The sequence below is a fragment of the Corynebacterium sp. genome, from assembly GCF_012838985.1.
In the GTDB taxonomy this organism is placed as follows: Bacteria; Actinomycetota; Actinomycetes; order Mycobacteriales; family Mycobacteriaceae; genus Corynebacterium.
Map to the genome: position 1 here is coordinate 1 of NZ_DUOE01000204.1, position 13324 is coordinate 13324.

Annotated in this window: 8 protein-coding genes; all 8 read right to left on the reverse strand. The window is 68.3% G+C overall.

The features are described 5' to 3' along the window. The coding region (locus GXZ33_RS11455) for a TCP-1/cpn60 chaperonin family protein (RefSeq protein WP_291341218.1) at nt 1–289 on the reverse strand (289 nt) is incomplete at its 3' end. 195 nt (nt 290–484) lie between these two features. Then, nucleotides 485–787, reverse strand: a complete 303-nt coding sequence (locus tag GXZ33_RS11460; protein ID WP_291341220.1) for a hypothetical protein — start codon at nt 785–787, stop codon at nt 485–487. Then, entirely contained in the window at nt 784–1899 is a 1116-nt protein-coding gene (locus tag GXZ33_RS11465) for a hypothetical protein (RefSeq protein WP_291341222.1), read from the reverse strand. Before GXZ33_RS11465 ends, GXZ33_RS11460 begins: the two co-directional genes overlap by 4 nt. A gap of 3 nt (nt 1900–1902) precedes the next feature. Further along, nucleotides 1903–2850 carry a hypothetical protein gene (locus GXZ33_RS11470; protein ID WP_291341224.1) on the reverse strand — a complete coding sequence of 316 codons (948 nt, stop codon included), beginning with the start codon at nt 2848–2850 and terminating at the stop codon, nt 1903–1905. Then, on the reverse strand, nt 2843–4834 hold the full coding sequence (locus GXZ33_RS11475; RefSeq protein ID WP_363237329.1) for a hypothetical protein: 1992 nt from the start codon (nt 4832–4834) through the stop codon (nt 2843–2845). The genes GXZ33_RS11470 and GXZ33_RS11475 overlap by 8 nt, the downstream gene beginning before the upstream one ends. Next, complete coding sequence (locus tag GXZ33_RS11480) at nt 4801–6912, reverse strand: hypothetical protein (protein ID WP_291341228.1); 2112 nt, start codon at nt 6910–6912, stop codon at nt 4801–4803. The genes GXZ33_RS11475 and GXZ33_RS11480 overlap by 34 nt, the downstream gene beginning before the upstream one ends. Next, a complete protein-coding gene (locus GXZ33_RS11485; protein WP_291341230.1) occupies nt 6913–9684 on the reverse strand; it encodes a hypothetical protein in 2772 nt (923 codons plus the stop codon). Further along, a complete protein-coding gene (locus GXZ33_RS11490) occupies nt 9684–13292 on the reverse strand; it encodes a tubulin-like doman-containing protein (protein ID WP_291341232.1) in 3609 nt (1202 codons plus the stop codon). Before GXZ33_RS11490 ends, GXZ33_RS11485 begins: the two co-directional genes overlap by 1 nt. Nucleotides 13293–13324: the final 32 nt, after the last annotated feature.

Sequence of the window (13324 nt, forward strand, 5' to 3'; positions counted from 1 at the left end):
CCTGGGCCAGGACGGTGGCGGTGGTGGTGCCGTCGCCGGCGACGTCGTCGGTCTTCTTGGCGACCTCCTTCACCAGCTCCGCACCGATCTTCTCGTACGGATCCTCCAGCTCGATCTCACGGGCGATGGACACACCGTCGTTGGTGATGACCGGGGCGCCCCAACCACGCTCGAGGACGACGTTGCGGCCCTTGGGGCCCAGGGTGACCTTGACTGCGTCGGCCAGGGTGTTCAGACCGCGCTCGAGGCCGCGACGTGCTTCCTCGTCAAAGGCAATGAGCTTTGCCATGTGTTTGTGCTCCTTATAGATATAGGACGTCACTCACGTCTGCACTCCATCGGGCGCCCGCGACGGCACGGTCGGTGAGTGTGGCCCAACCTCACCCGCTGAAGACATCGATTTCTGGCACTCACTCAAATTGAGTGCTAACCCGTTTTTAGCAGTCGAGGCTGTCGAGTGCAAGGCGCGCCACCGGCCGGGGACTCAGAGCAGGGCCGCCGTCGCCGCCCACCGCTCGTCGGCCCAGAACCAGATCATGCCGAACACAATGAGAGCCACCAGGAGCACAGCCGTGCCGATCGCCACGGACAGGTACATACGCCGGCGTCGATTAGCAGCGAGTGACTCCTGCCGCTGCTGCTCCTCCGCCGCGGTCTGCTCGATCCGCGCGCCGTCGAGCGCCGCGATCTCCGGCCGCACCTGGGAACCCGGCAACACCGTCCCCGGGCTGAACTCCGGGCGGTTGAAACCGCCCCGGATGCCGTCCCCGTCATGCTGATTACTCATCCGAGATCTCCCATCTGGCGGACGCCATCGAAAAGCGCGAACTCCGAGAACTTCTGCCGCAGCGGATCCATGCACCGGAACGGCGCGATACCGGTCCGGCTGACGCGGTCACCCTCCGGGGAAGCACCCAGGGCCGACACCACGAAACACTGGTAGCTGTACGGCAAGGTACCGAACAACGGGGTGTTAAGCTGGTTGATCATCTGCGTCGCGTCGAGGCACTGCAGCAGACTCGACACCTCCATGTGGAGCAGGCTGCTGTTGTCGGAGTCGAAGGGCTCCGTCGGCAACGCCCCCTCGCGGCGGAACGACGCACCGTAGTTGTTCATCACCCGCTGCCAGTTCACCGTGTTCGGACCGTCAGCGAAATGATGCGCCTGGTTGACCTCCGACAGACGCTGCATGACGTCGAACTTCGACAGACACAGCGCGATGTCGGGGCGGTGATCCGTGCCCAGGACCCGCAGGACGTTCTGCAGCACCACGGTGGGGTCGTCGTCGCCGACCTCGTGGATCGGGACGAAACCCTCGAGCAGCTGGCGGATGCGCGGCACCGCCATCGGATCGAAGAGGAAGAGGATCTGGTCGGCCGCGCGGAAAAAGTCGAGGTCCTCCTGACGCTCCTCGAAGTTCTCCTCCTTCAGGTCCTCGCCCGCGACATCCCGGAACACCACGAAGATCTTCTGCAGCTGGCCGTCACGACGGTGTGTGCCGACGTCGAAGATCAGCGGGCGGTCCTGGTGGGCGTCCGTCGACGACACCGGAGGCGTCGGCGGCAGCAGCCCCATCTTCTCGAACAGGGGCTTCTCGTACCGCTCCGTGTACGTCCGCCGCGTGTGCTCGTCGGCGTAGCGGAAGGTGCCCTGGTTCGCGATGACCAGCCGCTCCAGCAGCTTGACGATCACCGCGATGTACAGGCTCTTGCCCGACGTGCGGGCACCCGCCATGGCGAACGTGAGCGTGCCCGACCCCTGCCAGCCCTCCGGCAGGGGGTAGTCCTCCTGCTCCGAAGGGGTGAGGAACGGGGAATGCTCCGCCTGCGGGTCCGGCATCTCCCGGAAGGTGTACGGGCAGCGCGTGGGCAGCAGCCCGGTGTGGATGGTTCTCGACATTTCCTACTTCTCTCCCTGCGTCAGGGTGTCGAACATGGTTCTCGTCTCCACCGCGAGGGCGGCGGAATTCTGCTCCAGCACAGCGGAGATCAGGGCGTCATCGAAGACCGTGTAACTGATCCCCAGGGAATCCACGGGCCGACGCGACGTCAGCAGATGCACCACTCCCCGGCGCGCGGCCACCTCGGCCGGCAGATCGTCGGACAACACGACCAGGGCGAACTCCTCGTCGAGCTCCCGCAGGTCACGGCTCCAGCCGACCTCCTTCGCGGGGAAATCGGAGAGCTTGAGCTGCCGGACCGCCTCCGGCCCGGAGAGCACCTCCGGGGCGGTGGAGGCGCTGCTCGTCGCCAGTCGGAGCTCCCGGTCGCCGCTGCTGGTGGACAGCACACCCGCAGCGAAGGTGCACATCGCCTCGAAGGCCTGCGGGCTGGTGTTGAGCTGCATGGACGAGGAGACGTCGACAAGCACGACGACGTCCCGCCGCCGCCCCTCCGGCAGACTGTCCCGCTCAATGGAGCGGCGCAGCGCCGAACGGACACCGGCCGAGTACTCGTCCAGCATCGTGTCACTCGTGGTCTCCGCGACGACCAGACGCACCTGCCCCTCCCCCGGCACGATGACCGCCACCGGGAAGGACCGCAGGCCACCGACCTCGAAGGTCGGCAGGTCAATGCGGAGCTGCTCGTCCTCGTCGGTGAGCAGGTGCAACGTGACGAACAGCTTCGTCCCCGTCGGGAAATAGGAGTGCCCGTACCCCGGTGCCACCGAGATCTCCGAGGTGTCCTGCGGGTTGCGGATCGCCACCTTGGAGCCCCGGCGGAAAGACTCCATGTGCGGGGTCATCACCTCGAAATCGAGTCCACCCGACAGCTGGACCTGCAGTTGCCCGGTGAAGGACTCACCTTCGATGTCATAGGACTGACCCGCAGTGAGACGGATGCTATTCACTGGCTTCTCCTCTACGTGCTTCCTTCATCTGACTGACAATGCCCCGGGCCACCGCCGCGAGGACCTGCTTCTCCCGGCCGGACAAACCCTCCAGCTGGTCCGGTTTCGTGTGCATCTCCACCTGCGCCATCATCTTGTCCAGCACCACCGAGTGGTGGCCGGCGGGGATGATGTCCTCGGCGGCCGTGCGGCGCCCCAACTCCACGAACTCCCGGGTGGTGACCGGCTGCCCGTCGCTGTGCTGCGTCCGCAGGCTCAGGCCCTTCTGGAGCGCCTGCAGCACGAGGTCGCCCAGCACGATCGACAGCCACTCGTCCTTCTTCCGGTCACCGCTGATGAACGGCTCCACGGACAGGTGGATGCACACCGTGTAGTACACGCGCAGCAGGTCGTGGGAGAAGTCCCGGGCGTTGCGGGAGATGACCTTCTCGTCCCGCCACGACTGCAGCGCCTCCCGGGCGACGGTGCTGCGCAGCCAGGCGGTGATGTCCTGCAGACTGCGGTCGGCCCCCAACGCCCGCGTCACCTGTGCCACCTGCAGCTGGCGGGTGTGGATCTCCCGCTTCCGGTCCGCGTCGGCCGCCACGAGCAGGTCACGCAGCTCCGGATGCGCACTCGACGGCAGGGGCAGGTGCGGGGCACCCCGGAAGGAGTGGAAGCCGCTGAAGAGGTCGCGGAAACCCTGGTCCCGCCTGTAGTCCGCCGGCACCAGGCCGGTGCGCAGCAGGAAGTTCAGGTAGCCGACGAGCACCTCCGTCGGTGCGGTGCCTAGCGCCCGGATACCCTCGACGGCGGCGTCCGCCAGCGTGTCCCGCTCGTGTTCGAAGCCCTTCCGCTGGGTCAGATCCGGCCAGACCTGCTGGCCGCGGACCAGGAGCGGGTCGGCGATGACCCGGCGCACGAGATCCAGGTCGGGGTCGCGGGGCGGGGCCGCCTGCGGTCGCTTCACCGTGGCCCGGTGCCGCTGCGCCGCGTCCACCGCCTCCGCGCCGAAGCGTCCCGGCTGACGTTCCACCAGCCAGGCCAGGGCGTCGCCGAACTTACCGACGCCGGGGGCCGCGCCGAGCATCTCGACAGCCTGCTGGGGAGTCAGATCCGAGTCGAGCAGCGCCTTCGTCAGGACCGACCACGTCGACCCCGGGGCCGTCTGCTGCGTCGCCGGATCGGTGGGGTCGATGATGACGATCCCCTCGCGCCGCCGCAACGCCTCCAGATCCGCCTGCGGGACGACGAGGACCGGGTGGGCCTGCCCCGGCAGCGGGGCCGGCAGGGACTGGGCGCGCTCGAACGTCGAGAAGCGCAGGAGCCGCCGCGCCTCATCCGGTGACAGGGTCGAGGACAACGCCTGCAGCCAGTACACCGCCTCGTTGGCGTTGCGGACGGTGAGGACAGGTGTCGCCCGTCCCTCGAGCAGGACGTCCTGCATCCGGAACAGAGCGCCGCTGCGGTCGCCCAGCATGGTGGTCACCATCGTCCACGCCACCGCCAGATCGGTGAGCGGACCCGGGCGGGGCTCCGCCAGCTCCGGGTCGAGCTCCACCGCGTCGACCGAGGCGATACGGAACGGGGTCTTAAGATCCGGGGACCCGTAGAGGTTGACGGGATAGGTCGCGGCCAGCGGCTGCGACAGGTCGTGGTCGATGAACGCGTGGGTGAAGACGTTGCCGGGGCGACCGGTCGCGTCCTTGCCCGCCGGGACGGACTGCATGAACAGCCCCCGGTCCTCCCCCGGCAGGTACTCGAAACGGCGGGGCAGCTCCGCGATCTCCTTGGCCCCGATGAAATCGTCCATCGTCGTCGTGGGGACCACGCTGGTCGGGGCGTACTGGACGACGAGCTGCTCGTCCTCCGAGCTCGCCCCCACCGACGGCCCCGTGTGCCAGCCGCCCCCACCCGCACGGTTGCGGAACGAAGCGTAGGTGACGTGCGACCAGCGTCTCTGCGGCCCTGTCACTGCTCCCGTCCCCTCAGGTACGCGCGCCACTGGTCGAGGGACAGGGTGCCGGACACCGGGTCGATGACCGCCGTGACCGGGGTGCCCGGAGTGTGGTCACCGCGTGCGAACAGGCGCAGGAACACGCTCTCCGGGGCGCTGTCGAGGATCGTGGGATCCAGCTCCCAGAACTCCTCCACCTGGTTCGGGAACAGACGCCACGAGTTGATGCCGGGCAGGAAGTCAGGTCCCTCCGGGTGCTGTCCCACGATGCGGCGGGCCTTGACCTCGGCGCCGTCGTTGGGCTCCAGCGGCAGGCGACCGTGCTGCATGCGCAGGGTGAACTGGCGCGGCGTGTGGTCCTCCCGGTCGCTGTAGACGACCAGGCCCAGGTGGCCGTTGTACTCCACGAACTCGTACTGAAAACGGCGCAGACCGTCGTAGTGGAGGACCTGCGGGTCACCCCAGATCTGCTGCCCCTCGTAGACACGGGACGGCACGAGGGCGATGTCGCCGGCCGCGGGCAGCTGCAGGCGCATGCCGCCCTCCTGCTCGTACGTCTGCCGGTGGATGGAGGCGATGTTCGATCCCGGCTGTTCCCGGCGCGGGCCGATCTGGTGCCCGGTCCCCGGCTCGCCGAAGACGACGGTGACCTCGTGCGCCTCCTCCGGCCAGCCGAAGGTGAGGAACTGGTTGTTCACCCGCTCGTAGAGCGTCGGGTTGGTGATGCCACCGACCCGCACCCGGGAGTGCGAACGGCCGACCTTCGCCTGGTTGCCCACCACGCTCACCGGGGTGAGGAACACGGAGTACCAGTCCTCCGGCCAGTCGACGATGCAGTGGCTCATGCCGCGCTCGAGGTCGTTGGCCCAGTCGCGCTGCGCCAGGCCGAAGGACTCCAGCTGCTCCACCTCGACGACGCGGTCCTGCAGACCGTCGGTCGGGGCCTCCTGGGTGCGGTAGATCCGCACCTCACCGGAGTCGGGGTTCTCCCAGTTGATGTGGAAGCGCGTGTCGAAGCCGTCGAAGACCTCGTCCACCTCGATGGGCACGTCGACGACCTCGGCGTTGACGTACACCCGGAACTCCTCCGAGCGTGCCGACGCCCGCTGCTCGCCGCGGATCAGCACGTAGCGTTCCGCGACGAACTTGTACTCCTCGCCCTTGAACTGCGGGGTGAAGCGGAAACCCTGGAGGTTCTGCGTGTCGACGGCGATCTCGTCCCGGCGGGTCACCCTCCGCGCCGACGCCTTCACCGCGAACACCGCCACGCGGTGCGTGTGCTGCAGCGGGGCCCACTGGCCCTTGACCTTGGAACCGGCGACCGACAGGTCGATGTGGTCGATCGGGCGGATGTAGGCGGTCTCGCCCAGCAGGCGCGGTTCGCTGCGCAGGGCGTTGGTCTCCGAGGTGCCCTCGTGGACCCACACCTGGTACTGGCGGTAGGCCGTGGTCAGCGGATCGCGGTCGACCCAGCGTTCACCCACGGTCACCGCGCGCGGCTCGCCGGCGTCGGGATCCTGATCGAATTCCTCCTCGTCGCTGACCACGCGGTACAGGCGGACCAGCCCGTTGCCGACGGCGTAGGACGGCAGGCTCCACTCGAGAGCGACGGACCCGTCCTCCTGCCGCCGGGCCAGCAGCCCCGAGCCGGGGATCTCCTGGACGTCGGAGAAGCCGTCGAGGAGGCGGAACTCGTGCGGCTGGTAGTCCCGCAGGTCCGGGTCGATGTACTCCGACTCCGACTCCGGCTCCGGCTCGGGCTCGGGTTCTGGTTCGGGCTCGGGTTCCGGCTCCGGCTCCGGCTCCGGCTCGAGGTATTCCTCCACCTCGGGCACGATCTCGGCCTCGACGTACCCCACCGGCTCGTCGCTGAGGGTCGGCACGTAGAGGGACTCGTTGACCCCGATGACGTCGGTGTTGTCGGTCAATGCGAGGGCCCGCACCTGCTTGAGGGCCTCCGCCCACACCAGCAGCGCCGGGTAGTGCCCGCCGGCCTCCAGCTCCGTGTGGTCGCTGGCGGCGGCGACGAGCTCCTCGCCCGTGGGCAGGGCCTCCTCGTCGTACTGCTGACGGGCGAACTCCCGCCAGGTCTCGAAGGCCTCGAGGATCTTCAGTTCGGTCGACATCTAGAACTCTCCCGTTCCTGGAAGTTGGTGCCGCGACCGCTGCTGCAGCAGGGCGGGCTGCTCCGGCGACTGGAAGTCCTCCGAGACGGGCATCCCACGCAGGATGTCCTCGCTCAGGGACGCGCGCTCGGGGCGTCGGAAAGCAACATCCCCCTGGGACGCCGGCCCACCCACCTGGACCAGCACCTCGCTGACGCCGATGGCGTCGAACGTGTTGCTGTTGCGGTCATAGGTGCAGTACGCGGGGTCCAGATCGAGGACCCCCTCGACGCGGCCCTGCTCCGTCGCGATCTCACCGTTGAAGGCACCGACGTTGCGGACCTCATCCAGCGGCATGCGTGACGACGCGGTCTGCCGCTGCCCGTCACGGTAGATCTGCAACGGGGAGAGAATCTCCGCGTCATTGCGCTGCGACTCGTCCCGCAGCTGGCGGGTGATCGCCCGCCACTTCTCCTTGGCGCGGTCTCGCTCCCGGAAGGACTCGTCGGTGACGGCCTCCGCCAGACGCGCCAGGGCACCCCCGGTGCCCCGCCCGGACGTCTGGTAGACCTCGTCGATCGACATCCGGCCGTCGGCGCGGACGTCGAAAAGCCGCAGCGCCTCGTTGAGACCTCCCCGGACATGATCCTCGAGCCAGCCCTCGCGGTACAGGTCGCGACGGAAACTGTCCGCCAGCGCATCCACCGCGGCGGAACTCGGCGTCGCCTCCGCGAAGACCACCGACTCCGGCATCGTGTTCACCGGGATCGTGGAGTCGACGCGGGGGTGCCGGATGCGGCCGAAAGGCTCATTGAGGAGCGTGCCGATCATCTGGGACGTCGACAGGAACTGCTGGTAGCCGACGTCGAGACGCAGCAACGCCCGCTCCACCTCGCGCCGGTTCGTACGCGCCGCGTCCAGCTCCGAGATGAGATCGCGGCGGCGGTGCCGGAACCGCATCTCATCGCGGGTCTCCAGGGCGACCTGGGTCAGCCAGCAGATGAGCCAGAGGCCGGCCCACACCCCGAACATCCACCACTTCGTGGCCGCCGACGCCCCGTTGAAGTTGGCGGCCCACCCCCACAGGGGTTCGTCGAAAAGCGCGGAACGCAGGTTCGCCCAGCCCCACAACGCCGCGAAGATGGCGAGCGAGGACATGAACACCCAGCCCAGCCAGCGGAAGGCGCCGGCGGCGAAACCGGTCTCCTCCGCCGAGTCCCGGTGCTCCTCCAGCTCCGCGATCCTCCGGTCGAGGTCCCCGCGACGCTGCTGCAGGCCGGCCTGCTTGTTCACCAGGCCCCGGCCCACGAAGTAGGCGAAGCTCTCGGAGTTCTCCTCCTGCCACTGCTTGAAGTCGCCGATGACCCGGCCGACCTCACGCTGGCCGCCGTGCCGCTGATCCGAGAGCCGACGCTCGTAGTCGGCGGCGCCCAGCAGGTCATACGGGGCGATGTCCCCTCCCCCGACGGTCGACTTCACCTCCACCGGCAGGTCACGGCCGAAGTTCGCCTCCGGCCCGGGGATGACGTCGGCGGCGCGGCGCGCCACGCGCACCTCCCCCTCGGCCTGCTCCCGCACCATGCGGGGATGGTAGGTCTCGGTGCCCTCGGCGATCTGGCGTGGCAGCGCGTCGAGCAGCGACAGCGACATGTTCGCGTAGGCCCGCCACAGCTCACCGAGCTCACGGGTCGCCTCCAGCCGCAGGCTCTCCTGGCGACGGCCACGCTGGGCCTCCGGCTCCCGGGCAGCGGGGTCTGCGACCCCGCCGACGTGCGTGCGGGAACCCTCGCCGTAGAGGGCGGACTGCACGGTGTCGTCGATGAACGAACGGGTCTCACCCTTCAGCGCCCGCAGGAAACGGGCCGGGGTGCCCACCAGGTTGCGGCCCCACCGACCGAAGAACTCGCCCAGGGCACCGCCGGCGGTCGTGTGGAGGGTCTTCTCCGCCATCGCATCGGTGGAACGCCCCTCGATGCGCTGGTTGAACTCGTTGAGCAGGTCCTCCGCGGCGCTCTCGGCGAACGCCACCGGATCCTCCGTGTACTGCGGCGACTGCCCCGGGCGGTTCAGGCGGGGCAGCGGGTTCCGGGAGGTGTCGAAGATCCGGGCCTTGAGGTGCGCCTGCACCTCCTGGCCGTCGATGCGCCGGTAGAACGCCCGGACCAGGCGGAACGTGCCGCCGCTGGCCGGTTCGAGGAGGGAGACCGGCGCGTGGCGGCTCCCCTCCCACAGTCCGAAGAGGCTCGCGATGCCCGCCACGCAGTGCAGCGTGAAACGGTTGTCCAGGGCGTCGAAGTGGAACGGCACGGTCGCCGACTCCGGTCCCGGGGAATCCTCCGGGGCCAGGAGCAGGTTCGTGTAACCGCGCAGCGTGGGCAGGTCCCCCTCCAGGGGTGCCTCCACCGCGGAGACCATGAGGTTGGTGCGTTCGATGCGGGGGCCGGTGAGGACACTGTCGACGGCGTCGAGAAGCGCCTGCAGTTCGTCACTGCTGATCGCCCCCTCACCACTGCCGATGACGTTGATGACACCGAGGTGGAGCCGGTCGACGTGCAGCCGGGCGACCAGCACGTTGAACGGCTCACGGCTGATCTGCGGGGTGCCGTCCTCGTGCAGGCTCAGGTAGGTGACCTCGGACGACGAGGACGTGAACGCGTCCGCATCCACCCAGGCCAGATCCCGGGTGAGCCCGGTGGCGGTGAAATCCTCCAGCGTCTGGCGGATGCCGTGCGACACCCGGCCCCGCCCCACGAACACCGTCAGGGTGGTGTCGTGAAAGCTCTGTCCGTCCATCAGAATTCACCCGCGCCGGGCAGAGCCGTGGTCGTCGTGGATGCGCCCGCGGAGAACTTCGTGGTCGGCATGAGCGTCGGCTCGGCAGACGGCGGACCCTGGCGCTTGCACTCCTCCAGCACGTCGGCGATGCGGGCGGTGGCCTCCGCCACGTCGATAGCCAGGTCGGCGAAGACCGGGACCTGGGACGCGAGCCCACGGTCCGTGATGTCGCCGTACGGGCGGTCGTTGTGCGCGGTGCGCAGCAGCCCGGCGCCCAGGCGGGAGCTCGGGATGTACGCCTGCGCGATGGCGTTCTGCTTGCCCAGCCACTCCAGGGCGGCCGCCAGACGCTTATCGACGTCCGCGCCCGGCTGCGTGCCCGGAATCATGTGGAGCTCACCGGACTTGCGCTCGCCGTCGTACAGCCACTGGTGCAGCAGGCGCTGGCCCCGCGTGGTGCGGCCCGGCTTGGAGGGCTCGGGCTCCGCGTCCCACAGCTGACGCAGCAGCATGTACGGCTTGACCGACCCGAAGACCGGCTGTTCGCCGACCTTCGCCCAGGCCAGGGAGATCGACTCCAGCAGGTTGGGCAACCAGTCGAGCGTCTGCCGGAAGCGGGAGACCGGGGTGAGCATGGGGACGTCGAAGTCCGTCCAGGTCTCGGACTGCTCATCGAAGATCTGCACCGGGGTCGAGTCCGAGGCGTCGAGCGTGCCCGGGGAGTTGACCTGGCCGGTGAGTCGGCCGATGTACCAGCCGAGGACCATGGCCTTGCGGTCCGCATCCGACAGCGGGAGCGCCGCGGTGAGGGATCGGGCCCGACGGCCGTGCCAGAACTCCACGCGGGTGCCGGTGGTCTGACGCCACTGCTTCTCGATGGGAGGCAGCAGGGAGTCGAAGACGATCGGCGCGTAGTTCGGGTAGGAACCGAAGATGTCGATGGAACGCTCCTCACCCTGGTTGGACAGGGCACCGCCCAGCGGCTGCGTCACGTCCGAGGGGTGGTGGTTCGGGTAGTCGCGGACCGCCTGCTCGAGCATGCCGCCCACCTCGTCACCGCCGAAGGGGATACGGGAGAAGTTGAAGTTGTAGGACACCTCCTTGCCGTAGATCGCCTGCACGAGCTGCGAGTTGATCTGGGCCAGCGGCAGGGCGTAGGTCATCGCCTCACTGAACTTGCTCAGCACCGTCTGGCGGCGCACACGGCGCTCGTGCTCGGTCAGCGTCGGCGAGGTGACGAACTCACGCAGCGAGCTCGAGATGAACTGCTGGAACGAGAAGCCCGGACGGCGGATGTACTGGCGGGCACGGTCGAGGATGTCATTGGTGCTGATCTTGAACTCGAAACGTGCCGGGCGCGGGTCGCGGGACGCACCGGTGTTGTCCGGGTCGCGGCTGAGCTCGCGGGCCACCCACACGTCGAGAAGCCGGAGCAGGTCGCCCGGGGCCTTCTCCGAACCGGAGAGGGACTCCCAGTCGCCGCTGACCACCCGCTCCGCGGAGATCTCCAGGGCGCGCTGGTAGTCGTAGTCCTGGCTCTCCTCCGTCTTCGCCGACTGGATGATGTCGGCGACGAACTGGTCGATGAAGGAGTCGACCTCGGTGAGGAAGACCTCGTTGGCGGCCTGGCTGAAACGCTTGGGCACCTCCGACTGGGTCTCGTCGGGCCACAGCGCCGGCACATCGGTCTTGAGCTGGGCGACGCCCAGGTTGACGTCGCTGGTCAGCTCGCTGTGCTTCTCCAGCTCCACGTGGGCATCCTGGATCTGCTTCTGCAGCGGATCAATGAAGTTGCGGAGGAAGTCCGACAGCGCCGACTCCAGACGGTGGGCGATGTGGCCGACCGCGCGGCTCCGGATCTGCGGGGCCGCGGAGGAGACGATCTCCTGGACATAACCGGAGGTATCGTCGATGCGACCTCGGTTGTTCTCCAGCTCGTTGCGCTTCTGCTCGTCCAGGACGACCGCCTGGTTCGGCATGCCGGCGACGATGTTGCGCAGCTCGCCGAGGATGGAGTTCGAGATCAGGCTGCGGATGTGCTGCAGCAGGGCGGAGCCGTAGGGGACGCCGTACTTGCCGATCTCCTCCTTGAGCAGACCCAGCAGGTAGTTCTGGATGCCGTCCGCGGCGGCCCAGGCGTTGACTCCCTGGTACAGCTCGGTCTTCGGGTTCTGGTCGATCTGCTGGCTCACACCCTGCAGGACGCGGTTGACGTCGAGGACCCACTCGCTGCCGCGCTTGTTCTGCCCCGCCGGCATCTGGTCGGCGAGATTCTTCGTCATGGAGCGGGTCCAGTTCTCGATGACCTGCTGGAAGGCCTGGTAGATCCAGTTGCCCGCGTCCCCCTGGACCGGCAGCACGTGGTGGAGGCGGTCGTTGAGGGATCCCCGGTTGTTCTCCAGGCGCTTCTGGATCTGGATGTCCGCGGGGGACTCATCCGTCGGGTCGTAGTGCCCCTTGAGCAGACGCTCCACGGACTTGCGTGCCAGACGCTGGGCGGCGTACTCGGCGTAGCGGTCGCGGCCCATGGACAGCTGGGCGTAACCGAAGCTGCCCCACGGCACGTTCTTCGGCTCCGTCGCACCCCACGCGAAGTGGGAGGTGTTGGCGTCGAAGGTGCCGCGGTTGCCCAGGGTGAAGGCCTTGTAGTGTCCCATCGACTGCTCGTCGGACAGGAGAGCGGCGAGGCCGCGGCCGAGGGCGCGGTAGACGGTGTCCGGCTTGCCGTCGCCGAGCATGGCGCCGTTTTCACCGGAACGCACGCCGACGGGGAAGATTCGTCCGACCGGGATGTCGTCATCGCCGACGGCGACACCGAGCGCGTTGAACAGGCGCTTGTCCTCCTCGGTGGCGGAACCCAGCTGGGCGGCGACAAGCTCCGCGAACATGGCCAGGGCGTTGGGGTTGGTGCCGGCGACCTGGTCGCGGGAGACCTGGGAGAAGATGTCCGGGGTCACCATGAACAGGGAGTTCAGGGAGACCGCGTTGCCCTCGAGTCCGGTGAGCAGGCGGCAGACGTCGATGGCCATGGAGGCACCCGCACCACCGGCCATGGAGGACACGACGAAGACGAGCGGCTGCTCCTTCGCGCTCTCACCACTGTGCTCGGCGCGGCCGTACAGGGCGGAACGCAGGTCCGCCAGCTCACGGTCGGTTTCTCCGCCGGAGAGCACGTCCCAGGACTTCTTCAGCTCCTGCTGAGTCTCCTGCAGCTTGCTGAGGAAGAGCATGCGGCCGATCGAACGGTACTGGCCGGCACCCGCGGAGATAGGGGTGGTTTCGGCGGCCGGGTTTTCAAGTGCCCAGCTGGCGATGGTGCCCAACTCACGGCGGTTGGCGAGCTGGTTCGAGACGGCGGTGTCGACGGTGGCGTAACGGTCGGACGAACCGCACGAGATGTAGCGGCCGCCGGCCTCCGGGACGTTCGCCAGGTTCTTGCCCGGGCGCTCGGCCACGGTGGGCACGTCCACCGAGACGAACTGCCAGGCGCGCGGAAGCTCCACGTCCTTCGGGCTGTCATAACGGTCGGGAAGGCGCTCCGCCAGCGTGGTCTTGAGCTGATCCATCATATAGGCCAGCGTCTTGGCACCGGAGCCACCACAACCGACGACGAGAACTTTGTGCATTGGTTTTCCTATCGTAATTATTTCGGCGCCCG

Coding starts and splice junctions, on each gene's coding strand:
- GXZ33_RS11485 (WP_291341230.1), bottom strand. CDS start 9,684: ATGGACGGACAGAGCTTTCACGACACCACCCTGACGGTGTTCGTGGGG.
- GXZ33_RS11480 (WP_291341228.1), bottom strand. CDS start 6,912: ATGTCGACCGAACTGAAGATCCTCGAGGCCTTCGAGACCTGGCGGGAG.
- GXZ33_RS11465 (WP_291341222.1), bottom strand. CDS start 1,899: ATGTCGAGAACCATCCACACCGGGCTGCTGCCCACGCGCTGCCCGTAC.
- GXZ33_RS11490 (WP_291341232.1), bottom strand. CDS start 13,292: ATGCACAAAGTTCTCGTCGTCGGTTGTGGTGGCTCCGGTGCCAAGACG.
- GXZ33_RS11460 (WP_291341220.1), bottom strand. CDS start 787: ATGAGTAATCAGCATGACGGGGACGGCATCCGGGGCGGTTTCAACCGC.